Source organism: Streptomyces sp. SS8 (assembly GCF_054072955.1).
On the sequence record NZ_JBSVCZ010000007.1, the window covers coordinates 94,728 to 117,932 of the forward strand.

22 protein-coding genes and 4 tRNA genes are annotated in these 23,205 nt (G+C 71.7%); 19 read left to right on the forward strand and 7 right to left on the reverse strand.

What is annotated here, in order from left to right:
* Positions 1-3: 3 nt before the first annotated feature.
* From ACW69E_RS09350 to ACW69E_RS09365, 4 genes are all read left to right on the forward strand, one after another.
* Positions 4-1,599, forward strand: coding sequence for a complex I subunit 4 family protein (locus tag ACW69E_RS09350; RefSeq protein ID WP_457497801.1), 1,596 nt, complete (start codon positions 4-6; stop codon positions 1,597-1,599).
* Positions 1,596-3,122: an NADH-quinone oxidoreductase subunit N gene (locus ACW69E_RS09355; protein WP_457497707.1), complete on the forward strand. Its 1,527-nt coding sequence runs from the start codon at positions 1,596-1,598 to the stop codon at positions 3,120-3,122. Before ACW69E_RS09350 ends, ACW69E_RS09355 begins: the two co-directional genes overlap by 4 nt.
* Positions 3,123-3,266: 144 nt before the next feature.
* Positions 3,267-4,130: a zinc metalloprotease HtpX gene (gene htpX, locus ACW69E_RS09360; protein ID WP_457497708.1), complete on the forward strand. Its 864-nt coding sequence runs from the start codon at positions 3,267-3,269 to the stop codon at positions 4,128-4,130.
* On the forward strand, positions 4,127-4,540 hold the full coding sequence (locus ACW69E_RS09365; protein ID WP_457497709.1) for a YccF domain-containing protein: 414 nt from the start codon (positions 4,127-4,129) through the stop codon (positions 4,538-4,540). The genes htpX and ACW69E_RS09365 overlap by 4 nt, the downstream gene beginning before the upstream one ends.
* 37 nt (positions 4,541-4,577) lie before the next feature.
* Here the strand turns inward: ACW69E_RS09365 and ACW69E_RS09370 are convergent, their stop codons facing one another.
* From ACW69E_RS09370 to ACW69E_RS09380, 3 genes are all read right to left on the reverse strand, one after another.
* On the reverse strand, positions 4,578-5,504 hold the full coding sequence (locus ACW69E_RS09370; protein ID WP_457497710.1) for a restriction endonuclease: 927 nt from the start codon (positions 5,502-5,504) through the stop codon (positions 4,578-4,580).
* A gap of 111 nt (positions 5,505-5,615) precedes the next feature.
* Positions 5,616-6,008 carry a hypothetical protein gene (locus tag ACW69E_RS09375; RefSeq protein ID WP_457497711.1) on the reverse strand — a complete coding sequence of 131 codons (393 nt, stop codon included), beginning with the start codon at positions 6,006-6,008 and terminating at the stop codon, positions 5,616-5,618.
* Between the two features lie 173 nt (positions 6,009-6,181).
* The gene (locus ACW69E_RS09380; RefSeq protein ID WP_206348936.1) at positions 6,182-6,670 is read right to left on the reverse strand and encodes a YajQ family cyclic di-GMP-binding protein; all 489 of its coding nucleotides are present in this window, start codon (positions 6,668-6,670) and stop codon (positions 6,182-6,184) included.
* 197 nt (positions 6,671-6,867) lie between these two features.
* Here ACW69E_RS09380 and ACW69E_RS09385 point away from each other — a divergent pair.
* Positions 6,868-6,949, forward strand: a tRNA-Tyr gene (locus ACW69E_RS09385).
* 68 nt (positions 6,950-7,017) lie between these two features.
* Here ACW69E_RS09385 and ACW69E_RS09390 read toward each other — a convergent pair.
* Positions 7,018-7,698 carry an NAD(P)H-binding protein gene (locus ACW69E_RS09390; RefSeq protein ID WP_457497712.1) on the reverse strand — a complete coding sequence of 227 codons (681 nt, stop codon included), beginning with the start codon at positions 7,696-7,698 and terminating at the stop codon, positions 7,018-7,020.
* A gap of 48 nt (positions 7,699-7,746) precedes the next feature.
* Entirely contained in the window at positions 7,747-9,126 is a 1,380-nt protein-coding gene (locus tag ACW69E_RS09395; RefSeq protein ID WP_457497713.1) for a hydrolase, read from the reverse strand.
* 223 nt (positions 9,127-9,349) lie between these two features.
* On the opposite strand from ACW69E_RS09395, the gene ACW69E_RS09400 reads away from it, so the two are divergent.
* From ACW69E_RS09400 to ACW69E_RS09425, 6 genes are all read left to right on the forward strand, one after another.
* Positions 9,350-9,422, forward strand: a tRNA-Thr gene (locus ACW69E_RS09400).
* A gap of 47 nt (positions 9,423-9,469) precedes the next feature.
* A tRNA-Met gene (locus ACW69E_RS09405) sits at positions 9,470-9,545 on the forward strand.
* 85 nt (positions 9,546-9,630) lie between these two features.
* The gene (rpmG, locus tag ACW69E_RS09410) at positions 9,631-9,795 is read left to right on the forward strand and encodes a 50S ribosomal protein L33 (protein WP_003948671.1); all 165 of its coding nucleotides are present in this window, start codon (positions 9,631-9,633) and stop codon (positions 9,793-9,795) included.
* 148 nt (positions 9,796-9,943) lie between these two features.
* A complete protein-coding gene (locus ACW69E_RS09415; RefSeq protein ID WP_457497714.1) occupies positions 9,944-10,426 on the forward strand; it encodes an FAS1-like dehydratase domain-containing protein in 483 nt (160 codons plus the stop codon).
* A gap of 5 nt (positions 10,427-10,431) precedes the next feature.
* Entirely contained in the window at positions 10,432-10,866 is a 435-nt protein-coding gene (locus tag ACW69E_RS09420) for a MaoC family dehydratase (RefSeq protein WP_457497715.1), read from the forward strand.
* Between the two features lie 97 nt (positions 10,867-10,963).
* A complete protein-coding gene (locus ACW69E_RS09425) occupies positions 10,964-12,019 on the forward strand; it encodes a UDP-N-acetylmuramate dehydrogenase (RefSeq protein WP_457497716.1) in 1,056 nt (351 codons plus the stop codon).
* Between the two features lie 42 nt (positions 12,020-12,061).
* Here the strand turns inward: ACW69E_RS09425 and ACW69E_RS09430 are convergent, their stop codons facing one another.
* Positions 12,062-13,150 (reverse strand): adenosine deaminase, encoded by a 1,089-nt coding sequence (locus ACW69E_RS09430; protein ID WP_457497717.1) that lies wholly within the window; start codon positions 13,148-13,150, stop codon positions 12,062-12,064.
* Between the two features lie 109 nt (positions 13,151-13,259).
* Positions 13,260-14,498: a pyridoxal phosphate-dependent aminotransferase gene (locus tag ACW69E_RS09435; protein WP_457497718.1), complete on the reverse strand. Its 1,239-nt coding sequence runs from the start codon at positions 14,496-14,498 to the stop codon at positions 13,260-13,262.
* Positions 14,499-14,741: 243 nt separating this feature from the next.
* On the opposite strand from ACW69E_RS09435, the gene ACW69E_RS09440 reads away from it, so the two are divergent.
* The 8 genes from ACW69E_RS09440 (at position 14,742) to rpoB (ending at position 23,095) form a co-directional block, all read left to right on the forward strand.
* Positions 14,742-14,814: transfer RNA gene (locus ACW69E_RS09440), tRNA-Trp, on the forward strand.
* A gap of 114 nt (positions 14,815-14,928) precedes the next feature.
* Positions 14,929-15,210, forward strand: a complete 282-nt coding sequence (gene secE / locus ACW69E_RS09445; protein WP_206348928.1) for a preprotein translocase subunit SecE — start codon at positions 14,929-14,931, stop codon at positions 15,208-15,210.
* A gap of 74 nt (positions 15,211-15,284) precedes the next feature.
* Complete coding sequence (nusG, locus tag ACW69E_RS09450; RefSeq protein WP_457497719.1) at positions 15,285-16,124, forward strand: transcription termination/antitermination protein NusG; 840 nt, start codon at positions 15,285-15,287, stop codon at positions 16,122-16,124.
* A gap of 174 nt (positions 16,125-16,298) precedes the next feature.
* Positions 16,299-16,733, forward strand: coding sequence for a 50S ribosomal protein L11 (rplK, locus tag ACW69E_RS09455; protein ID WP_457497720.1), 435 nt, complete (start codon positions 16,299-16,301; stop codon positions 16,731-16,733).
* Positions 16,734-16,893: 160 nt separating this feature from the next.
* Positions 16,894-17,613, forward strand: a complete 720-nt coding sequence (gene rplA, locus ACW69E_RS09460) for a 50S ribosomal protein L1 (protein ID WP_237883664.1) — start codon at positions 16,894-16,896, stop codon at positions 17,611-17,613.
* Positions 17,614-18,097: 484 nt separating this feature from the next.
* Positions 18,098-18,649: a 50S ribosomal protein L10 gene (gene rplJ, locus ACW69E_RS09465; RefSeq protein ID WP_237878701.1), complete on the forward strand. Its 552-nt coding sequence runs from the start codon at positions 18,098-18,100 to the stop codon at positions 18,647-18,649.
* Between the two features lie 93 nt (positions 18,650-18,742).
* Entirely contained in the window at positions 18,743-19,129 is a 387-nt protein-coding gene (gene rplL, locus ACW69E_RS09470) for a 50S ribosomal protein L7/L12 (protein ID WP_101258311.1), read from the forward strand.
* A gap of 480 nt (positions 19,130-19,609) precedes the next feature.
* The gene (rpoB, locus tag ACW69E_RS09475) at positions 19,610-23,095 is read left to right on the forward strand and encodes a DNA-directed RNA polymerase subunit beta (RefSeq protein WP_457497721.1); all 3,486 of its coding nucleotides are present in this window, start codon (positions 19,610-19,612) and stop codon (positions 23,093-23,095) included.
* The last annotated feature ends 110 nt before the right edge of the window (positions 23,096-23,205 follow it).

Genomic DNA, 23,205 nt, shown 5'->3' on the forward strand with positions numbered 1-23,205 from the left:
GCGATGCGGCTGCTCCTGGCGGCCGTCGTCGTCCTGCCCCTGCTCGGCGCGGCCGCCGCCCTGCTGCCGGCCCCGCCCGGCCTGCGGGGGCGCAGCCCCGAACAGGCCGTGCTGCGCCACGGCGTCACCGTCACCGGCGCGGTGCTGGCCGCCACCGCGGTGCTCGCGCTCGGCTTCGACCACGACCGGCCCGGCACCATGCAGGCCGAGACCGACATCGCCTGGATCCCGGCGCTCGGCGTCCGCATCCACCTGGGCACCGACGGCGTCTCGCTGCCCCTGCTCGTCCTGACGGCGCTGCTGACCTTCCTGTGCGCCCTGTACAGCTACCACCGGCCCCCCGAGGGCCCGCGCCCGCAGGCGTTCGTCGCGCTCGTGCTCCTGCTGGAGGCCGGCACCCTGGCGACCTTCGCCGTGCTGGACCTGATGCTGTTCTTCCTGGCCTTCGAGACGGTCCTGATCCCGATGTACTTCCTCATCGCCCGCTGGGGCGGCGCGGGGCGGGAGCGGGCCGCGTGGAAGTTCGTCCTCTACACCCTGCTCGGCTCCGTGGTGATGCTGCTGGGCCTGCTGCTGGTCGGACTGGGCGGCGAGGGCGGCCCGACGTTCGACATGACGGCGCTCGCCGAGGACGGCGGCCGGGGGCTGACCCACACCACCCAGATCGTGGCCGCCCTGGCCATCGGCACCGGCCTGGCCGTCAAGACGCCGATGTGGCCGCTGCACAGCTGGCTCCCCGACGCCCACACCGCCGCCCCGACCGTCGGCTCGGTGCTGCTGGCGGGCGTCCTGCTGAAGATGGGCACCTACGGCTTCGTCCGGATCGTCCTGCCGGTCGTCCCCGACGGCGTCCACACCCTCGCGCCGTATCTGGCGGCCTTCGCGGTCACCGGCATCGTCTACGGGTCGCTGGCCTGCCTGGCGCTGGCCCTTCCCGGGGCCGGGGGCGACCTCAAACGCCTCATCGCCTACTCCTCGGTGGGCCACATGGGCTTCGTGCTGCTGGGCGTCGCCACCCTCACCCGCACCGGCGTCAACGGCGCGCTGTTCGCCAACGTCGCCCACGGCCTCATCACCGGGCTGCTGTTCTTCCTCGCCGGCGCGGTCAAGGACCGCACCGGCACCACCGACCTGGACCGCCTCGCACTCGGCGGCCCAGGGGGGCGCGGAGGGGGCGCGGCGCTGTACGGGCGCGCCCCCCGGCTCGGCGGGCTGCTCGCCTTCGGCGCCGTCGCCTCACTCGGACTGCCCGGACTGGCCGGCTTCTGGGGCGAGATGCTCGCGCTGCTCGGCGCCTACCACCCCGCCGACGGGCTCAGCCGGCCCGCGTACCTGGTCTTCATGGCCCTCGCGGCCCTCGGCACCCTGCTGACCGCCGCCTATCTGCTGGTGGTCGTACGCCGGGTCTGCATGGGGGCACCGTCCGCCCCCGGCACCGCACCCGCACCGAGCGCGACCCTGCCGGACGTACGCGGCCACGAGTTCGCCGCCTGGATCCCGCTCGTCGTCCTCACCGTCCTGGCCGGACTGTGGCCCGCGCTCCTCCTGGGGCTCACCGATCCGGCCGTGCAGAACCTCCTGCCGGGAGTCAGCCGATGAACGCGCTCGCCCAGGACCCCGTCCGGTCGGTCGTCCAGTCCGTCGACTGGCTCACCATCGCCCCACCCGCCCTCGCCGCACTGGGCGCGCTGGCCGTCCTGGTCGCCGACCTCTTCCTGCCCGAGCGCCGCAAGCCGCTGCTCGGCCCGGTCACCGTCGCCGTCCTCGCGCTCGCCGCGCTCAGCCTGCTGCCCCTGCGGAGCGGCGAGCGCGCCACCTTCTGCCTCACCACCGACCCGGCGGTGTGCTCCTACGTCGCCGACCCGTTCACCCTGGCCGTCCAGTTCCTGGTGCTGGGCGCCGCCCTGATCGCCGCCCTGCTGTCGATGACGGCGGTACGGGACGAGGCGCTGCCGCGCGGCGAGTACTGGTTCCTGCTGCTGGCCTCCGCCGCCGGAGCCGCGCTGCTGCCCGCCGCCCGCGATCTGGCGACCCTGATCGTGGCGCTGGAGGTCGCCTCCCTGCCCTCCTTCGCCCTGGTCGGACTGCGCCGCGCGGACGGGCGCTCCTCCGAGGCGGCCCTGAAGTTCTTCCTCTCCTCGGTCACCGCCACCGCCGTCAGCCTGATGGGCGTCAGCTTCGTCTACGCCGTGACCGGCTCCCTGCACCTGGACCGGGTCGCCGGGGAGCTGCGCGAGACCGCCCCCGGGCTGGAGACCCTGGCCGCCACCGGGGTCGCCCTCACCCTCGTCGGCTTCGCGTTCAAGACCGCCGCCGTCCCCTTCCACTCCTGGGTGCCGGACACCTACGTCGGCGCCCCCCTGCCGGTGGCCGCCTACCTGTCGGTGATCGGCAAGGCGGTCGGCTTCTCCGGGCTGATCCTGGTGACCGTCGAGGCATTCCCCTCCTACGGTCACGTCTGGGGACCGGCGCTCGCCGTCCTGGCCGCCCTCACCATGACCGTGGGCAACGCGGCCGCCCTGCGGCAGCGCCCGGAGCGCCCGCACAGCGCGGTGCGGCTGCTGGCGTGGTCCTCCGTCGGACAGGCCGGCTACCTGCTGGTGCCGGTCGCCGCGGCGGCGTACGCCGACGAGCCGGGGCGGGCCGTCGGCGCGACCGTCGCGTACGCCCTGATGTACGCCGCCGTGAACCTCGGGGCCTTCGCCGTGGCCGCCCACGTCGGCCGGGGTGCCGCCGCCAACCGGATCACCGACTACCGGGGCCTGTACGCCGCCCACCCCCCGGCCGCCCTCGCCCTGGCCTTCTTCCTGCTCTGCCTGGCCGGGCTGCCGCCGGGGATCATCGGCCTGTTCGCCAAGGTCGCGGTCTTCTCCACGGCCGTGGACGTGGGACTGGGCTGGCTCGCGGCGGTGATGGCGGTGAACGTCGTGATCGCCCTCTACTACTACCTGGCGTGGACGGCGCAGCTCTTCCGGGCCCCCGCGCAGGCTCCCGCCGCACGCGCCCGCGTACGCGTCGCCGCGCCGCTCACGGCCGCGATCGCCCTGACGGGGCTGCTCGCCGTCGGCCTTTCGGGTGCTCCCCAGCTCGCCCTGCGCTTCGCCGCCGACGTGCTGCTTTAGACGGGAGCGGCCCGGGAACCCGGCGCCTTCACACGGCGTTGACCTCACAGGAAGGGTCCACCGATCAGCCTTCGGACGGAGGCACCGCCGCAACGAAGGGCCACACGGGGGATCCCCCCTGCCGCACCACCTGGAGGGCGTACCGTGCACCGCCGGCACAACGGGCTGAAGACCGCCCTGCTACTCGGGGGACTGTCCGCACTCATCATCGTCATCGGCGGTTTCTTCGGCCGCACCGGCCTGGTCGTCGCGGTCGTCCTGGCACTGGGCACCAACGCCTACGCCTACTGGAACAGCGACAAGCTCGCCCTTCGCGCCATGAGAGCCCGCCCGGTCAGCGAGTTCGAGGCCCCGGGCCTGTACCGGACGGTCCGCGAGCTGTCCACGGCCGCCCGCCAGCCCATGCCCCGCCTGTACATCTCACCCACCCAGGCGCCCAACGCCTTCGCCACCGGCCGCAACCCGCGCAACGCCGCCGTCTGCTGCACCGACGGCATCCTGCGCATCCTGGACGAGCGCGAGCTGCGCGCCGTCCTCGGGCACGAGCTGAGCCACGTCTACAACCGCGACATCCTCATCGCCTCCGTCGCCGGAGCACTGGCCTCGGTGGTGATGTTCCTGGTCAACTTCGCCTGGCTGATCCCGATCGGCCGCTCGGAGGACGACGAGGGCCCCGGCCTGCTCGGAGTGCTGCTGATCATGCTGCTCGGCCCGCTCGCCGCCTCCCTGATCCGGCTCGCGGTCAGCCGCTCCCGGGAGTACGAGGCGGACGCCTCCGGCTCCCGGCTCACCGGCGACCCGCTGGCCCTGGCCTCGGCCCTGGCCAAGCTGGAGGCCGGCACCAGGCAACTGCCCCTGCCCCCCGAGCCCCGGCTGGAGACCGCGAGCCACATGATGATCGCCAATCCCTTCCGCCCCGGAGACGGCCTGTCCAGGATGTTCTCCACCCACCCCCCGATGGCCGAACGCATCGCCCGGCTGGAGCGCATGGCGGGGAGGCGGCTGTGAGGACGATCCTCAACATCCTGTGGCTGGTCTTCTCCGGCCTCTGGCTGGCCCTGGGATACGTGGTCGCCGGCCTGATCTGCTTCCTGCTGATCGTCACGATCCCCTGGGGCATCGCCTGCTTCCGGATCGCCGTCTACGCCCTGTGGCCCTTCGGGTACACCGTCGTCCAGCGGCCCGGCGCGGGCGCGGCCTCCGCCGCGGGCAACGTCGTCTGGCTGCTCTTCGCCGGGATATGGCTCACCCTGGGGCACATAACCGCGGGCATCGGCTTCTTCCTGACGGTCATCGGCATCCCGTTCGGCATCGCCCACTTCAAGATGATTCCGGTCTCCCTGATGCCGCTGGGCCGCGAGATCGTCCGCAGCGACGCCGCGTACCCGTCGTACCGCTGGAACCCGGCTCCCCGTTAGAGAGCCGTCCCGCCGGGCGCCGAAGGCCCCCAAGCCCTCAGGCCCGGGCGGTCCCCCCGTCGTACAGACCGTCGTACGCGCCCTCGTGCGGGTCGGTGTGCAGCCCGCCGTACGGGTCCGCCCCGGCCGGCGGCTCGCCCGCGCTCTCCCAGGGGGCCGGTCCGGTGCCGTCGCTCCAGGCGGCCAGCGCGTGCCGGTCGAAGCACAGGATCCCGCACCGCCGCGCGTACTCGGCGGCGGGCGCGGTGAAGTCGCCGGTGGTGACCACGGCCGCCACCTGGGCCTCGTGGACGGTGTAGCAGGTGCCGCCGAAGCGCTGCACGTCCTGCGAACCGACCTTGTTGGTGTCGCTGTAGCGCTTGCACTGGATGACCACGCGCCGCCCGTCCGGGGCGGTGGCGAGGACGTCGGCGCCGAGGTCGCCCGCGCCGCCGACGACCTCCACGTCCCGGCAGCCGTCCCGCTCGCACAGGGCCGCGACCGCCTGCTCGAACTCCTCGGCCTCCATGGCCTCGTAATCCGGGCCGACGGGAGGGCCGGGGCCGTCGGGGCGGGCTCCGGCGCCTCCGTCCGGTTCCGGGCACCGGGTGGTCCCCGGGCCCTCCACGGGCCCGGGACGCTCCGCGCGGACACCGCTCTCCGGCCCGCCGCCGGGGACCTCCTCCTCCAGCGTTTCCAGCGCATCCTCGGCCGCCTCGGTCAGGACCGCGGCGGCCCGCCGCGCGGCCCTGGACGCCCGGAAGCGGCGCCCGCCGCGCAGACCGGCCACGGCGGCCGGCACGGCGATCAGGCAGACGGCCACCGCCGCGACCGGATGCCGCCCGGCCGCCTCCAGCACCACCCGTCCGGCGAACCACGCCCCCAGCAGGACGACGGCGGCCAGGACGAAGGCCAGGGCCGTCACACGCAGGTCGAAGACGGGCCTGCCGTCCGGTGTGCGCCTCCGGCGCGCGGATATGGCCATCGGTGCTGATCCCCCCTGGCGGTTCGGCGTGGAACATCACTGCTCGCTACTGCCGTCTGCCCCGCCTCCCCGTTTTCAACGGGCCGCCGGGGGCGGCCCGCCGCACCGGGGTCAGCAGCCGACGCCGATGCAGTCCTGCCGGAAGACCCGCTCGCCGTCCACCGTGCCGACGACCGTGAAGCCCTCGAGCGTGACGCCGCCCTCCGTCTCGATCCGGGGGTCGCCGCCGGCGTCGGCCGTCATCCGGGCCTCCCCGCCGTCCACGGTGGTGCCCTCGCAGGTGACCTTCAGGTTCTCCCCGGTGCCCTCGTCGGTGCATGTGAGGTCACCGTCGATCTCGTGCCCCGCCTGGTCGAAGGCGGGTTTGCCGGCCTCGGCCGCACTGTTGCGGGCGAGGGTCCCGGAGATCTCCTCCCCGGTGCCGCCGTCCCCGCAACCAGAGAGCAGAAACGCGCCGCACAGCAACACGGCCGGCAGAGCGGCCCGCACGGTCTTCTTTCTCATACGTCCTCCTGGGCCCGTACGCGTGAAGGTTCCGTGCCCGGGTGCCCGCCGCACCGTCCGCCAACCTTCCGGGCGCCCTCCCCACCGCCCCGGGGACGCCGACGGGCACCCGCCGCCCGGCGGGTGCCCGTCGTCTCCTCGCCCCGTGCCGGCGCTCACCACCGGCCCGGTGCTCAGCGGTAGTTGGTGAACTGGATCGCGAAGTCGAAGTCCTTGCCCTTGAGCAGGGCGATGACCTCCTGCAGGGCGTCCCGGCTCTTGTGGCTGACACGCAGCTCGTCGCCCTGCACCTGGGCCTTGACGCCCTTGGGGCCCTCGTCGCGGATGATCTTCGCGACCTTCTTGGCGTTGTCCTGGGAGATGCCCTCCTGGATCGACGCGAAGAGCTTGTACTCCTTGCCGGACACCTGGGGCTCCCCGGCGTCCAGGGACTTCAGGGAGATGCCCCGCTTGACCAGCTTGGTCTGGAAGATGTCGAGGATGGCCAGGACCCGCTCCTCGGAGTTGGCCCGCATCTCGATCTTCTCGCCCGACCAGGCGATGGAGGCTCCCACGCCCTTGAAGTCGAAGCGCTGGGAGATCTCCTTGGCGGCCTGGTTGAGGGCGTTGTCGACCTCCTGCCGCTCGACCTTCGAGACGATGTCGAAACTGGAGTCGGCCATCGTGGATTGGCTCCTCGTGCGTAGATCCGTCAGGGTGCGGTCCGGCCCGGTCCGGCTCTGTCCGGCCCGTCCGCGCCGTCAGCCTAGTCATCCGCCGCGGTGATCCACCGCCGGACAACCAGGTGGCGGACCACCCCCCACCATCGGGTATGGTTGTGCGCGTTGCCAGGGAGCGAACGCCCCGGGCAGCGATCCCAGGCGGTGTGCCCGAGTGGCCAAAGGGAGCAGACTGTAAATCTGCCGGCTCAGCCTTCCTAGGTTCGAATCCTAGCGCCGCCACGCGAGGGAGACGGCCCCCGACCAGTCCGCTGGTCGGGGGCCGTTCGCCGTTCCGCCGGGCGTCGGGCCTAGTCCGGCACCTCCGTCGCCTCCGACCCCAGTTCCGCGATCGCCTGGTCGACCGGGACCTCTCCGGAGACCAGCTCCAGCGTCACCCGCGCCGCGCGCGGGTCGTCCAGGAGAGCGACGAGGACGGCGGCCACGTCGTCGCGGGAGATCTCGCCGCGGCCCGTGTGGGGCTCCAGCCGCACCCGCCCGGTGCCGGGACGGTTGGTGAGACGGCCGGGGCGCAGGATCGTCCAGTCCAGGTTGACGCGCCGGCGGATGTCGTCGTCCGCCGCGCCCTTGGCACGCAGGTAGGCGGCGAAGACGGGCTCCATGTCGGCGGGGGGCTCATCGTCCGCCCCCATGGCGGAGACGACCAGGAAGCGGCGTACCCCGGCCAGTTCGGCGGCGTCCGCGAAGAGGACCGCGGCCGCGCGGTCCACCGTCTCCTTGCGGGCCGTTCCGCTGCCCGGGCCCGCGCCCGCCGCGAAGACCGCGGCGTCGGCGTCCCGCAGATGCCGGGCGACCTCCTCCGCGGACGACGACTCCAGGTCGCAGACGACCGGCTCGGCGCCCGCCGAGCGCAGGTCGTCCGCGTGCTCGGGTCGTCGGATCAGCCCGACGACCTCCTCACCGCGGGCGGCGAGCAGCCGCTCCAGCCGCAGTGCGATCTGACCGTGTCCTCCAGCGATGACTGTGCGCATACTCCGACCGTACGCCGCCGGGCCCGTACTCCGTCGTGTACACCGCCGTCAGCGCTGCGACTGGCGGGGGAGTCCGGCGGCGGGGCCGCCCGGGTCCTGGGCCGCCGGAGCCGTCGCGTCCGCCGGGCCGCCCGGGTCCGTGGCGTCGCAGTACTCGCGCACCGCGCTGGTGCGGGCCACCACCCGGCCGCGGTGGACGACCAGGCGGCTGTACGCCAGCGAGAGCGTTCCGGCGAGTGTGCGGCCGCGTACGGCCAGCAGCTCGGCCGGGAAACCGGCCTCGATCCGCACCCGCGGCAGCCCCATGGCCTCCCGCGCCCGCGCGCTCACCGCCTCGTAGGCCTCCTCCGGGCCGGCCTGGCCGTGCGAGGCCAGCAGGTAGGCGGCCTCCAGCGGGTCGCCGCGGCCCACCGGGTTGGCCGCGTCGCGCAGGGCGCCGCTGCCCGCGGCGACCCGTACCCCCGCCGCCCTCAGCAGCCGCACCGGCGCGGTGCGGGGACCGTCGGCCGTCCGCGGCGGCAGGCCGCAGCCGCCCTGGGGCAGGCAGACCACCGTGATCCCGGCCGCCGCGAGGGACTCGGCGGCGCGGGCCGCGGTCTCCCGCGGCAGCCGGGCCAGCCCGTCGCACGGACCGACGGCCACCCCGGGCCGCAGTCCGCCGGCCAACGAGGCCAGGCGCGCCAGCCGGACCGGGTCGGAGCCGTCGGTGTGCAGGTCCACCGCGCAGCCGTGTTCGGCCGCCACCTCCAGCACGGTCTCCGTGTAGCCGGCCGGATCGGGGTCGAGGTCCGGGCAGCCGCCCACCGCCTCGGCCCCCATGTCCACCGCCTCGCGCAGCATGGCCAGGCCGTCGGCCCCCGCCGCGCCGGTCAGCAGCCGGGGTACGGCGACGGCGGTGAGGTCGGTCAGCCCGTGCAGGGCGTGCCGGGCCCGCAGCACCGCCCGCAGGGCGCGCAGCCCGGCGACGTCGCCGACGCGCACATGGGTGCGCACCGCGGTCGCGCCGTGGCCGAGCTGGAGCAGCGCGGCCTCGGCGGCGCGCCGCTGGACCCGCCCGGGGTCGTACGGGTCCCAGGGGCCGTACGGGGAGGCGCCGGGCGCGTCACCGTCCGCCGTCAGCGCGGTGTCGTAGTGGGCGTGGGGCTCGGCGGGAGCGGGCAGCAGCAGATAGCCGGTGAGGTCGATCCGGGTAGCCCACGGAGGGGCGGGGGAGGAGAGGCTGCCCGCGGTCCCGACCGCCTCGATCCGCCCGCCGCCGATCCGCACGTCCACGGTGCGTCCGTCGGCGAGCCGGGCGCCGCACAGGACGAGCGCGGCCTGCCTTGGCGGGTCCGGGGAGCCCGGCGGATCCGGGGGACTCGCGGGACCCGGGGGCGGGGGTGCGTCGCGATCGGGCTGCGCCGGTTCCTGCGGCTGGCTGTCGGGCATGGGGCTCCCGCGTTTCGCTCATGATCGCTGGGGTGCACCGAAGCCTAGGACCGGGCCGGTCCCGGGGCGCGCCGCCATCACGTGGGAGCCCAATAGTCGTACCGGTGACCGCTCCGCTACGCCGGAAGAAGGGCGTGAGCCCCCGGCCGGAGCCGCCGTACGGAGGCGCGGCCGATACGGATTTCACGTTCGGCGCCCGGAGCGTGTAATGTCTTCATCGCTCGCCCCAATAGCTCAGTCGGCAGAGCGTCTCCATGGTAAGGAGAAGGTCTACGGTTCGATTCCGTATTGGGGCTCTGATGTGTGAGGCTCCCCGTCGCGAGACGGGGGCCGCCCGCATCGCGGCGGTGTAGCTCAGTCGGTAGAGCAAACGGCTCATAATCGTTGTGTCACCGGTTCGAGTCCGGTCACCGCTACCAAACCCAGTAGCCGATTGCGGGGTCGGTCCTCCGATCGGCTACTCTTTCTGCGTTAAACCCGTCCCAGCCGTCAAGGAGCACTCACGTGGCTGCCACCGACGTCCGCCCGAAGATCACGCTGGCCTGCGTGGAGTGCAAGGAGCGGAACTACATCACCAAGAAGAACCGGCGCAACAACCCGGACCGTCTTGAGATGAAGAAGCACTGCCCGCGCTGTAACGCACACACCGCGCACCGCGAGACGCGATAAACGCCGCGACCGGCCAGGCCGCCGCGCACGCGCACAGACACGCAAAGCCGTGAGGCCGTCCCCGTTCGCGGGGGCGGCCTCACGGCTTTGCGCCCGTCCGAGCCGTCCGATCAGCAACCACCCGCAAGCCGTATGGAGGTACCGGGCCATGGCGCTCGACCAGTCCTTCGTGGGGCGGAGCTATCCGCCCACCGCGCCGTACGAGGTCGGCCGGGAGAAGATCCGCGAGTTCGCCGAGGCCATCGGTGACACCCACCCCGCGTACACCGACCCGGAGGCGGCCGGTGAACTCGGTCACCCCGATGTGATCGCCCCGCCCACCTTCGTCTTCGCCATCACCTTCAAGGCGGCCGGGGAGGTCGTCGCGGACCCGGGGCTGGGGCTGGATTACAGCCGGGTGGTGCACGGCGACCAGAAGTTCGCCTACACGCGGCCGGTGCGCGCCGGCGACCGGCTCACGGTGACGTCCACCATCGAGGCGGTGAAGTCCATGGCGGGCAACGACATCCTGGACATCCGCGGCGAGGTGCGCGACGAGACCGGCGAGCACGTAGTGACGGCCTGGACCAAGCTGGTGGCCCGCGCGGCCGGCGGAGCGGCCGACGACACGACCGGTGAGCAGGGGGAGTGAGGCGGATGACGGCGAGGATCGCGTACGCGGACGTCGAGGCGGGCACCGAGCTGCCCGCGCGGAGCTTCCCCGTGACCCGCGACACGCTCGTGCGGTACGCGGGCGCCTCCGGCGACTTCAACCCGATTCACTGGAACGAGCGGTTCGCACGTGAGGTCGGTCTCCCCGACGTCATCGCGCACGGCATGTTCACCATGGCCGAGGCCGCCCGCGTGGTGACCGACTGGGCCGGCGACCCGGGCGCGCTCGTGGAGTACGGCGTGCGCTTCACCAGGCCCGTCGTCGTCCCCGACGACGGATCGGGCGCCGTGATCGAGGTCTCGGGCAAGGTCGCGGCCAAGCTCGACGACCAGGCCCGCACCGTCCGGGTGGACCTCAAGGTCACCAGCGCCGGACAGAAGGTGCTGGGCATGTCCCGCGCGGTGGTCCGGCTCGCCTGAGCGCACCGGCGGGCTCGGGCGGGCCGGACCACGGCCACACGTCCGGCGGGGCGGCCGTAGGGGATGCGCGTACGGCCGCTCTCGTACTCTTGGGCGCGTGCAGGAACTCCACGACGCGCCCCTCGCCCCGCTGACCACCTTCCGTCTGGGCGGCCCCGCGGCCCGCCTGGTCACGGCCACCACCGACGAGGAGGTGACCGAGGCGGTACGGGCCGCCGACGCGGACGGCACCCCGCTGCTGCTCGTCGGCGGCGGCAGCAACCTCGTCATCGCCGACGAGGGCTTCGCGGGCACCGCCCTGCGCATCGCCACCACCGGCTTCCGCCTGGAGGGCACCCGTCTGGAGCTGGCGGCGGGCGAGAACTGGTCCGAGGCCGTCGCCCGCACCGTCGAGGCCGGGCTCGCGGGCGTCGAGTGCATGGCCGGCATCCCCGGATCGGCGGGCGCCACACCCATCCAGAACGTCGGCGCGTACGGCCAGGAGGTCTCCTCCACGATCACCGAGGTCGTCGCCTACGACCGCCGGTCCGGCGAGACCGTCACCATCCCCGCCGCCGAGTGCGGGTTCTCCTACCGGCACAGCCGCTTCAAGGCCGACCCCACCCGCTTCGTCGTGCTGCGCGTCCGCTTCGAGCTGGAGGACGCGGGCGGCCTCTCGGCACCCCTGCGCTACGCCGAGACCGCACGGGCACTGGGTGTGGGGACCGGCGAGCGGGTGCCGGTGGAGCGGGCCCGCGAGACCGTTCTGAAGCTGCGCGCGGGCAAGGGCATGGTGCTCGACCCGGAGGACCACGACACCTGGTCGGCCGGCTCCTTCTTCACCAACCCCGTCCTCACCGAGACCGAGCACACCGCCTTCCTCGCCCGCGTCGCCGAACGGCTGGGGCCGGACGCCGCCCCGCCCGCCTACCCGGCCGGGGACGGCCTGGTGAAGACCTCCGCCGCCTGGCTGATCGACAGGGCCGGCTTCGCCAAGGGCTACGGCGACGGCCCGGCCCGGATCTCCACCAAGCACACCCTCGCCCTGACCAACCGGGGCTCGGCCACCACCGCCGACCTCCTCGCCCTGGCCCGCGAGGTCCGCGACGGCGTGCGCGAGGCGTTCGGGGTGACGCTGGTCAACGAGCCGGTGACCGTGGGCTGCTCGCTCTGAGGGGCCGCCCGCACCCCCGCCCCTCGGAACACTCCCCGCGGCTCAGACGACCCGCTGCGAGGCGGAAGCGGATGCGTGCCCGGACGCGGACGCCGACGGGGCCTGCCCCGGCTCCTCCACCAGCCAGGCGTCGATGTCCGCCAGGATCGCCTTCCGGACGTCCTCCGGCGCGCGCGAGCCGCGCACCGACTGGCGGGCCAGCTCCGCCAGCTCCTCGTCCGTGAAGCCGTGGTAGCGCCGCGCGATCTCGTACTGCGCGGCCAGCCGGGAGCCGAACAGCAGGGGGTCGTCGGCGCCCAGCGCCAGCGGCACCCCCGCCTCGAACATGGTCCGCAGCGGTACGTCCTCGTGCCGGTCGTACACCCCCAGCGCCACGTTGGAGGCCGGGCAGACCTCGCAGGTGACGCCCCGCGCGGCCAGCCGCGCCAGCAGCCGCGGATCCTCGGTGGCGCGCACCCCGTGCCCGACGCGGCCCGCGCGCAGGTCGTCCAGGCAGTCGGCGACGGACTGCGGCCCCGACAGCTCGCCGCCGTGCGGGGCCGCCAGCAGGCCGCCCCGGCGCGCGATGGCGAAGGCCCGGTCGAAGTCCCGGGCGAAACCGCGCCGTTCGTCGTTGGACAGGCCGAAGCCCACCACACCGCGGTCGGCGTAGCGCACGGCCAGCCGGGCCAGGGTGCGGGCGTCCAGCGGATGCTTCATCCGGTTCGCGGCGACCAGTACGCGCATGCCGAGCCCGGTCTGGGCGGAGGCGCTCTCCACCGCGTCCAGGATGATCTCCAGTGCCGGGATCAGTCCGCCCAGGCGCGGGGCGTAGGAGGTCGGGTCCACCTGGATCTCCAGCCAGCGGGATCCGTCCCGCACGTCCTCCTCGGCGGCCTCGCGGACCAGCCGCCGGATGTCGTCGGGCGTGCGCAGACAGGAGCGCGCGGCGTCGTACAGCCGCTGGAAGCGGAACCAGCCGCGTTCGTCGGTGGCCCGCAGCTTCGGGGGGCGGCCGCTGCTCAGCGCGTCCGGGAGGTGGACGCCGTGTCTGTCGGCGAGCTCCAGCAGTGTGCCCGGGCGCATGGACCCGGTGAAGTGCAGATGGAGATGGGCCTTCGGGAGCTTGCGGACGTCACGAGCGCTTTCCATCCGAAGATTTTGCCGCACTCGCGACACGCCCGGAAGTCACCACCACGATCGGGGGAGGGGCCCGCCCGTGGGTGCTCCGGGGCTCCGGTGAGGGTGCCGCCGGGCCGGTTCAGGCCTTGGCCTCGGCCAGCAGCTTCTGGACCCGCGAGACGCCCTCGACCAGATCCTCGTCGCCCAGCGCGTAGGACAGCCGCAGGTAGCCCGGGGTGCCGAACGCCTCACCGGGGACGACCGCGACCTCGGCCTCCTCCAGGATCAGCTCGGCCAGCTCCACGCTCGTGGCCGGGCGCCGGCCGCGGATCTCCCGGCCCAGCACGCCCTTGACCGACGGGTAGGCGTAGAAGGCGCCCTCCGGCTCGGGGCAGGTGACGCCGTCGATCTCGTTCAGCATCCGCACGATCGTCCTGCGGCGGCGGTCGAACGCCTCGCGCATGCTCGCCACGGCCTCCAGGTCACCGGAGACGGCGGCCAGCGCGGCGGCCTGGGCGACGTTGGAGACGTTGGAGGTGGCGTGCGACTGGAGGTTGGTGGCGGCCTTCACCACGTCCTTCGGGCCGATGATCCACCCCACCCGCCAGCCGGTCATGGCGTACGTCTTGGCCACGCCGTTGACGACCACGCACCGGTCGGCCAGCTCCGGCACGATCACCGGCAGCGAGGAGAACTCGGCGTCGCCGTAGACCAGGTGCTCGTAGATCTCGTCGGTGAGCACCCACAGACCGTGCTCGGCGGCCCAGCGGCCGATCTCCTCGACCTGGGCGCGGGAGTAGACGGCGCCGGTCGGGTTGGAGGGGGAGACGAACACCAGCACCTTGGTGCGCCCGGTGCGGGCCGCCTCCAGCTGCTCCACCGAGACCCGGTAGCCGGTGGTCTCGTCGGCGACCACGTCCACGGGGACGCCCCCGGCCAGCCGGATCGACTCGGGGTAGGTGGTCCAGTACGGCGCGGGGACGATGACCTCGTCGCCCGGGTCGAGGATGGCGGCGAAGGCCTCGTAGATGGCCTGCTTGCCGCCGTTGGTGACCAGCACCTGGGACGCCTCGACCGAGTAGCCGGAGTCGCGCAGCGTCTTCGCCGCGATGGCCTCCTTCAGCTCGGGGAGCCCGCCGGCCGGTGTGTAGCGGTGGAAGCGCGGGTTCCGGCATGCCTCCACCGCGGCCTCGACGATGTAGTCGGGGGTCGGGAAGTCGGGCTCGCCCGCGCCGAAGCCGATCACCGGCCGCCCGGCCGCCTTGAGGGCCTTGGCCTTGGCGTCGACGGCGAGCGTGGCGGACTCGGAGATCGAGCCGACGCGGGCCGAGACCCGGCGCTCGGTGGGTGACTGGTTGGAAGGGGTTGCAGCAGTCATGGGGGCATCGTCGCAGACGGGGGGTCGGCCGGGCACGTGGGTCACGGGGGAGCCGGAGGGGGGAACGGGCCGGGGGGAGCGCCGGTGCGGGTGCGGGAGGAAGGGGAGGATCGGGGCGATACGGGTTACGTGTTCGACGGCGGCGCGGGAAGCACGTACACTCACCGTCGTTGGTCCCGGCCGATCACCGGTGGTCCGCGCACTCCGCGGCACCGACCGGATGCGGTAGGTTGGGAACGGCGAAGGGTCGTAGCTCAATTGGTAGAGCACCGGTCTCCAAAACCGGCGGTTGGGGGTTCAAGTCCCTCCGGCCCTGCTTCACGCATCTGAACCAGGGATGTGTGCACGTGTACGTAACTGGACGCACCGCCGTACGGCCGGGCCGGACGCGGCACGGCACGCGGCCAGGACCCGGATCAGGTGAGGACGAGTGGCGGAGATCACGGACTCCATCGAGGTCCCCGAGCCCGGGCGGTCGCAGGACGACAACAAGCCCCGGCGCGGTGGCAAGCGCGCGAAGAAGGGCCCCCTGGGCCGTCTCGCTCTGTTCTACCGGCAGATCGTCGCAGAGCTGCGCAAGGTCGTCTGGCCCACCAAGAAGCAGCTCTCCACGTACACGACCGTGGTGATCATCTTCGTCCTCGTCATCATCGGCCTGGTGACCGTGATTGACTGGGGGTTCACCGAGGTCGTCAAGTTCGTCTTCGGCTGATGCGCCCGCGGAGTGCCCCTCCGGGGCACTTTTCCGCATGTTCGACCCCTTGAAGCCAGGAAGAAGCAGCCACCGTGTCTGACCCGAACCTCAACGACGCCGTCGACCCCGTCGAGGGTGACGACACCGCGCCCGACGCCGTCGAGACGGCGGACAAGGCGGCGGCGGACGGCGTCGACCAGGCCGAAGCTGCCGACACCGCCGGGGACGAGTCGGCCGAGGCGGCGGCCGCCCCCGCCGAGCCTGCCGACGAGACCGAGACCGAGTCCGAGGCGGCACAGGAGGCCGAGGAGCCGGTCGACCCGGTCGCCGCCCTCCGCGACGAGCTGCGCCACCTCCCCGGCGAGTGGTACGTCATCCACACCTACGCGGGCTACGAGAAGCGCGTGAAGGCCAACCTGGAGCAGCGCGCCGTCTCGCTCAACGTCGAGGACTTCATCTACCAGGCCGAGGTCCCCGAGGAAGAGATCGTCCAGATCAAGAACGGCGAGCGCAAGAACGTCCGCCAGAACAAGCTCCCCGGCTACGTGCTGGTGCGCATGGACCTGACGAACGAGTCCTGGGGCGTGGTGCGCAACACCCCGGGCGTCACCGGCTTCGTGGGCAACGCCTACGACCCGTACCCGCTGACCCTGGACGAGGTCGTCAAGATGCTCGCCCCCGAGGCGGAGGAGCGCGCCGCCGCGGAGGCCGCGGCCGAGGCGGGCCTGCCGGCGCCGAGCCGCAAGGTCGAGGTCCAGGTGCTGGACTTCGAGGTCGGGGACTCGGTCACCGTCACCGACGGCCCGTTCGCGACGCTCCAGGCGACGATCAACGAGATCAACCCGGACTCGAAGAAGGTCAAGGGCCTCGTCGAGATCTTCGGCCGCGAGACCCCGGTCGAGCTGAGCTTCGACCAGATCCAGAAGAACTGACGAGGTTCTTCCGGTCACCGATTTCCGGCCAGGTCGGGCAGCCCTGAGGGGCCGCCCGGCCTGGCCGGTTTCCGACCGCACCGCGATACGGGCTATCGTTGTGCGGTATGCCTCCGTACGGGTGGATCAGCCCGCCGGAGGATTCGACACCTCTCACCAGGACCCGGAGAGAACATGCCTCCCAAGAAGAAGAAGGTCACGGGGCTGATCAAGCTCCAGATCCAGGCCGGTGCCGCGAACCCGGCCCCGCCGGTCGGCCCCGCGCTGGGTCAGCACGGCGTGAACATCATGGAGTTCTGCAAGGCCTACAACGCCGCGACCGAGTCGCAGCGCGGCTGGGTCGTCCCGGTGGAGATCACGGTCTACGAGGACCGCTCCTTCACCTTCATCACCAAGACCCCGCCGGCCGCGAAGATGATCCTCAAGGCCGCGGGCGTGGACAAGGGCTCCGGCGAGCCCCACACCAAGAAGGTCGCCAAGATCACGCGCGAGCAGGTGCGCGAGATCGCCACGACCAAGATGCCCGACCTCAACGCCAACGACCTGGACGCCGCCGAGAAGATCATCGCCGGCACCGCCCGGTCGATGGGCGTCACCGTCGAGGGCTGAGCGGCTCCGCTCGCGGTACCCGCCAGGCGCGGCCGGCTCCGTACCTCCCCCCGGGGCGGATGGGCCCGGTGGACGCGCCGAGCACAGACAGATGGAAGTGGCAGGGTCAGGCGCTGGCCCCCTGGACCACGACTCCGTACACCAGAAAACTGGAGCAGAAGTGAAGCGCAGCAAGGCTCTCCGCAACGCGGACGCCAAGGTCGACCGGACGCGGCTCTACGCCCCGCTGGAGGCCGTCCGTCTCGCCAAGGAGACCTCCCCGACCAAGTTCGACGCGACCGTCGAGATCGCCATGCGCCTGGGTGTCGACCCGCGCAAGGCCGACCAGATGGTGCGCGGCACCGTGAACCTTCCGCACGGCACCGGCAAGACCGCCCGGGTCCTGGTCTTCGCGACCGGTGAGCGTGCCGCGGCCGCGGAGGCCGCCGGCGCCGACATCGTCGGCTCCGACGAGCTGATCGACGAGGTCTCCAAGGGCCGCCTGGACTTCGACGCCGTCGTCGCCACCCCGGACCTGATGGGCAAGGTCGGCCGTCTCGGCCGTGTGCTCGGTCCGCGTGGTCTGATGCCGAACCCGAAGACCGGCACCGTCACCCCGGACGTCGCCAAGGCCGTCACCGAGATCAAGGGTGGCAAGATCGAGTTCCGCGTCGACAAGCACGCCAACCTCCACTTCATCATCGGCAAGGTCTCGTTCGACGAGAAGCAGCTGGTGGAGAACTACGCGGCGGCGCTGGACGAGGTCCTGCGGCTGAAGCCGTCCGCGGCCAAGGGCCGGTACATCAAGAAGGCCGTCATCAGCACCACGATGGGCCCCGGTGTCCCCGTCGACCCCAACCGCACCCGGAACCTCCTCGCCGAGGAGGACGTCGCCGCCTGATCCGGCGCGCGACTCCGCGAGAGCGGTCCAGCACGGCGGCCGGGCCCCGCCTCCTGTCCGGGAGGCGGGGCCCGGCCCTTTGCGCGGGCGGTGCGGGTGCGGAACACGGGTGCGGGACGCGGGACACGGCGGCGGCCGGGCGAGGGCGCCGGCGGGGCGGGACCGGCGGATTTGCCTGCCGTGACGGCGTTCGCGTACTCTTCCACCGAAGCCAAAGACCGCTGGTCGTTGCCGTGCTCCCAGATCTCCCGCAGATCCGGGGCCGGTGGCCGAAGGATCCGCTTGGAGCGGGCGACCTGCGCAGGTGACAGTGGAGGACTCCCGGTGTGCGCACCGGTCGAGTCACGCCCCGTGCGCCTGCGCCGGGGCGTTTCGTTTTGTGCAAGACCCCTTCCTAGTGCGCCCGACGTGGGCGGTCCGGCGTCATGACCTGTCGAAAGGCACGGTCGAGGATCGCATCACCCGGAAAGGAGGGCCGAGGCTCATGGCGAGTCCCGACAAGGTCGCAGCCGTCGAGGAGATCAGGGAGAAGTTCCAGAACTCCAACGCCGCCGTTGTGACCGCGTACACCGGTCTCAGCGTCGCTCAGCTCAAGGACCTGCGCCGTTCTCTCGGTGAGAACGCTCAGTACCGTGTGGCGAAGAACACGCTTACCAAGATCGCGGCCAACGAGGCCGGGGTCACCGAGCTCGACGAGTTCTTCGTCGACTCCACCGCCGTCGCCTTCGTGACCGGTGACCCGGTCGAGGCGGCGAAGAGCCTGCGTGACTTCGCCAAGGACAACCCCCAGCTCGTCATCAAGGGCGGTGTCCTCGAGGGCAAGGCGCTCAGCGCCGACGACATCAAGAAGCTCGCGGACCTCGAGTCCCGCGAGGTGCTGCTCGCCAAGCTGGCCGGTGGCATGAAGGCGTCCATGGCCAAGGCCGCGGCGACCTTCCAGGCCCCGCTGTCGAAGTTCGTCCGCACCGCGGACGCCCTTCGCGCCAAGCAGGAGCAGGGCGGTGCCGGTACGCCGGCTCCCGCCGAGGCCGAGTAACCCGCTCCAGGCGCACTCGGTCGCAGCGGGCCCCAGTACGCCCGCCGACATGAACACCCCGGCACCAGCCGACTTAGTGGAAGGACCGCCATCATGGCGAAGCTCAGCCAGGACGAGCTGCTCGAGCAGTTCAGCGAGATGACCCTCATCGAGCTCTCCGAGTTCGTGAAGGCCTTCGAGGAGAAGTTCGACGTCGAGGCCGCCGCCCCGGTCGCCGTCGCCGCCGGCCCCGCCCAGGGTGGCCCGGCCGCCGAGGCCGAGCCGGAGAAGGACGAGTTCGACGTCATCCTCACCGGCGCCGGTGACAAGAAGATCCAGGTCATCAAGGTCGTGCGCGAGCTGACCTCCCTCGGCCTGAAGGAGGCCAAGGACCTGGTCGACGGCACCCCGAAGCCGGTCCTGGAGAAGGTCAACAAGGAGGCCGCCGACAAGGCCGCCGAGTCCCTCAAGGGCGCCGGCGCCTCCGTCGAGGTCAAGTGAACCGAGTGACCCAGGTCACTGAAGGGGTCCGCTGACCCCTCTCCTTCCGAGGGCGATCACCCATGTGGGTGGTCGCCCTCGGTCGTTTCCGCGACGGCCGTATCGCCTGGCGAAGGCCTGCGGGTATGGTGATCAACGCTGTCCGGCCGTACGCTCCCTGTGGTCCTGGAAGAGGGTGGGGCCTTGACGAACCGCACGTAGCGCGTAATTCTCAGGACGCGTCGTCACACCGATCCACAATCCGAGGCATGGATCGCGGGCGAAGTGGGAAACCTTGCGGCAGGCGTTGAACAACTGACGAGGGGCTCGCCCCTCCGGAGGGAGAGATTGGTACCGCGTGCCGGTCTCCGGATACCGCACTGGACATCAGTGGGCCTTATGGCTACACTGACCCTTTGCGCTGCCTATTAACTGCCCCCTGCCCGTCACCAGGGGCACGGCATGCGCGTAGTGAGTCCGAGCCCTCGGAAGGACCCCCTCTTGGCCGCCTCGCGCAACGCCTCGACCGCCAATTCGAACAACGGCGCCAGCACCGCCCCGCTGCGTATCTCCTTTGCGAAGATCAAGGAGCCCCTCGGGGTTCCGAACCTCCTTGCGCTGCAGACCGAGAGCTTCGACTGGCTGCTCGGCAACGACGCCTGGAAGGCTCGCGTCGAGGCGGCGCTGGAGCGCGGTGAGGATGTCCCCACCAAGTCCGGTCTGGAGGAGATCTTCGAGGAGATCTCCCCGATCGAGGACTTCTCCGGGTCGATGTCGCTCACCTTCCGCGATCACCGCTTCGAGCCGCCGAAGAACTCGATCGACGAGTGCAAGGAGCGCGACTTCACCTACGCCGCGCCCCTGTTCGTCACCGCCGAGTTCACCAACAACGAGACCGGTGAGATCAAGTCCCAGACGGTCTTCATGGGCGACTTCCCGCTCATGACCAACAAGGGCACCTTCGTCATCAACGGCACCGAGCGTGTCGTGGTCTCCCAGCTGGTGCGCTCGCCGGGTGTCTACTTCGACAGCAGCATCGACAAGACGTCCGACAAGGACATCTTCTCCGCCAAGATCATTCCGTCTCGCGGCGCCTGGCTGGAGATGGAGATCGACAAGCGCGACATGGTCGGTGTCCGCATCGACCGCAAGCGCAAGCAGTCCGTCACCGTCCTGCTCAAGGCGCTCGGCTGGACCACCGAGCAGATCCTGGAGGAGTTCGGCCAGTACGAGTCCATGCGCGCCACCCTGGAGAAGGACCACACCCAGGGCCAGGACGACGCGCTGCTCGACATCTACCGCAAGCTGCGTCCGGGCGAGCCGCCGACGCGCGAGGCCGCCCAGACGCTTCTGGAGAACCTCTACTTCAACCCCAAGCGCTACGACCTGGCCAAGGTCGGCCGCTACAAGATCAACCGGAAGCTCGGCGGCGACCAGCCGCTGGACGCCGGCGTGCTGACCGTCGACGACGTCATCGCCACGATCAAGTACCTGGTCAAGCTGCACGCCGGCGAGACCGAGACGGTCGGGGAGAACGGCCGGACGATCGTCGTCGAGACCGACGACATCGACCACTTCGGCAACCGCCGTCTGCGCAACGTCGGCGAGCTCATCCAGAACCAGGTCCGCACCGGTCTGGCCCGTATGGAGCGCGTCGTCCGCGAGCGGATGACGACCCAGGACGTCGAGGCGATCACGCCGCAGACCCTGATCAACATCCGGCCGGTCGTCGCCTCCATCAAGGAGTTCTTCGGCACCAGCCAGCTGTCGCAGTTCATGGACCAGACGAACCCGCTGTCGGGCCTGACCCACAAGCGCCGTCTGTCCGCGCTGGGCCCCGGCGGTCTGTCCCGTGAGCGGGCGGGCTTCGAGGTCCGCGACGTGCACCCCTCGCACTACGGCCGCATGTGCCCGATCGAGACCCCCGAAGGCCCGAACATCGGTCTGATCGGCTCGCTGGCCTCCTACGGCCGGGTCAACGCGTTCGGTTTCGTGGAGACCCCCTACCGCCGGGTGGTCGACGGCGTGGTCACCGACGAGGTCAACTACCTGACCGCCGACGAGGAGGACCGCTACGTCATCGCCCAGGCCAACGCGCCGCTGGGCGAGGACATGCGGTTCGCCGAGGACCGCGTCCTGGTCCGCCGCCGCGGCGGCGAGGTCGACCTCATCCCCGGTGACGAGGTCGACTACATGGACGTCTCGCCGCGCCAGATGGTGTCGGTCGCGACCGCCATGATCCCGTTCCTGGAGCACGACGACGCCAACCGCGCGCTCATGGGATCGAACATGATGCGCCAGGCCGTCCCGCTGATCCGCGCCGAGGCCCCGCTGGTCGGCACCGGCATGGAGTACCGCTGCGCGGTCGACGCCGGCGACGTGATCAAGGCCGAGAAGGACGGCGTGGTCCAGGAGGTCTCCGCCGACTACGTCACCGTGGCCAACGACGACGGCACCTACACCACCTACCGCGTCGCCAAGTTCTTCCGCTCCAACCAGGGCACCTCCTTCAACCAGAAGGTCGTCGTGGACGAGGGCGACCGCGTGGTGACCGGCCAGGTCCTCGCCGACGGCCCCTCGACCGAGCAGGGCGAGATGGCGCTCGGCAAGAACCTGCTCGTGGCGTTCATGCCGTGGGAGGGTCACAACTACGAGGACGCGATCATCCTGTCGCAGCGCCTCGTCCAGGACGACGTCCTGTCCTCGATCCACATCGAGGAGCACGAGGTCGACGCCCGTGACACCAAGCTGGGCCCCGAGGAGATCACCCGGGACATCCCGAACGTCTCCGAGGAGGTCCTGGCCGACCTCGACGAGCGCGGCATCATCCGCATCGGCGCCGAGGTCGAGGCGGGCGACATCCTGGTCGGCAAGGTCACCCCGAAGGGCGAGACCGAGCTGACCCCGGAGGAGCGGCTGCTGCGCGCGATCTTCGGCGAGAAGGCGCGCGAGGTCCGCGACACCTCGCTGAAGGTGCCGCACGGCGAGACCGGCAAGGTCATCGGCGTCCGCGTCTTCGACCGCGAGGAGGGCGACGAGCTGCCCCCGGGCGTCAACCAGCTCGTCCGCGTCTACGTGGCCCAGAAGCGCAAGATCACCGACGGTGACAAGCTCGCCGGCCGCCACGGCAACAAGGGCGTCATCTCCAAGATCCTGCCGATCGAGGACATGCCGTTCATGGAGGACGGCACCCCGGTCGACGTCATCCTCAACCCGCTGGGTGTCCCGTCCCGGATGAACCCGGGGCAGGTCCTGGAGATCCACCTGGGCTGGCTCGCCTCTCAGGGCTGGAAGGTCGAGGGGATCGAGGAGGAGTGGCAGAAGCGGCTCGCCTCGATCGGCGCCGACGACGTCGAGCCCGGCACCAACGTCGCCACCCCGGTGTTCGACGGCGCCCGCGAGGACGAGATCGCCGGTCTGTTCACGGCGACCCTGCCCAACCGCGACGGCGAGCGGATGGTCCTGCCCTCCGGCAAGGCCCGGCTCTACGACGGCCGCTCCGGCGAGCCGTTCCCGGACCCGATCTCGGTCGGCTACATGTACATCCTCAAGCTGCACCACCTGGTCGACGACAAGCTGCACGCCCGTTCGACCGGCCCGTACTCCATGATCACCCAGCAGCCGCTGGGCGGTAAGGCTCAGTTCGGTGGCCAGCGCTTCGGTGAGATGGAGGTGTGGGCGCTGGAGGCTTACGGCGCCGCGTACGCCCTCCAGGAGCTGCTGACCATCAAGTCCGACGACGTCACCGGCCGCGTGAAGGTCTACGAGGCCATCGTCAAGGGCGAGAACATCCCCGAGCCCGGCATCCCCGAGTCCTTCAAGGTGCTCATCAAGGAGATGCAGTCCCTGTGCCTCAACGTGGAGGTGCTGTCCAGCGACGGCATGTCCATCGAGATGCGCGACACCGACGAGGACGTCTTCCGCGCCGCGGAAGAGCTCGGCATCGACCTGTCCCGGCGCGAGCCGAGCAGCGTCGAAGAGGTCTGACGGGCCGGCCGGGGCGCCGCCCTCTCCCGCCACAGGCGGCAGGGGCGGCCCTCCGGCCTCCCCGCGACCCCCGTTCAGACCACCACAGAGCTCCTCGGTCCCACCGACGC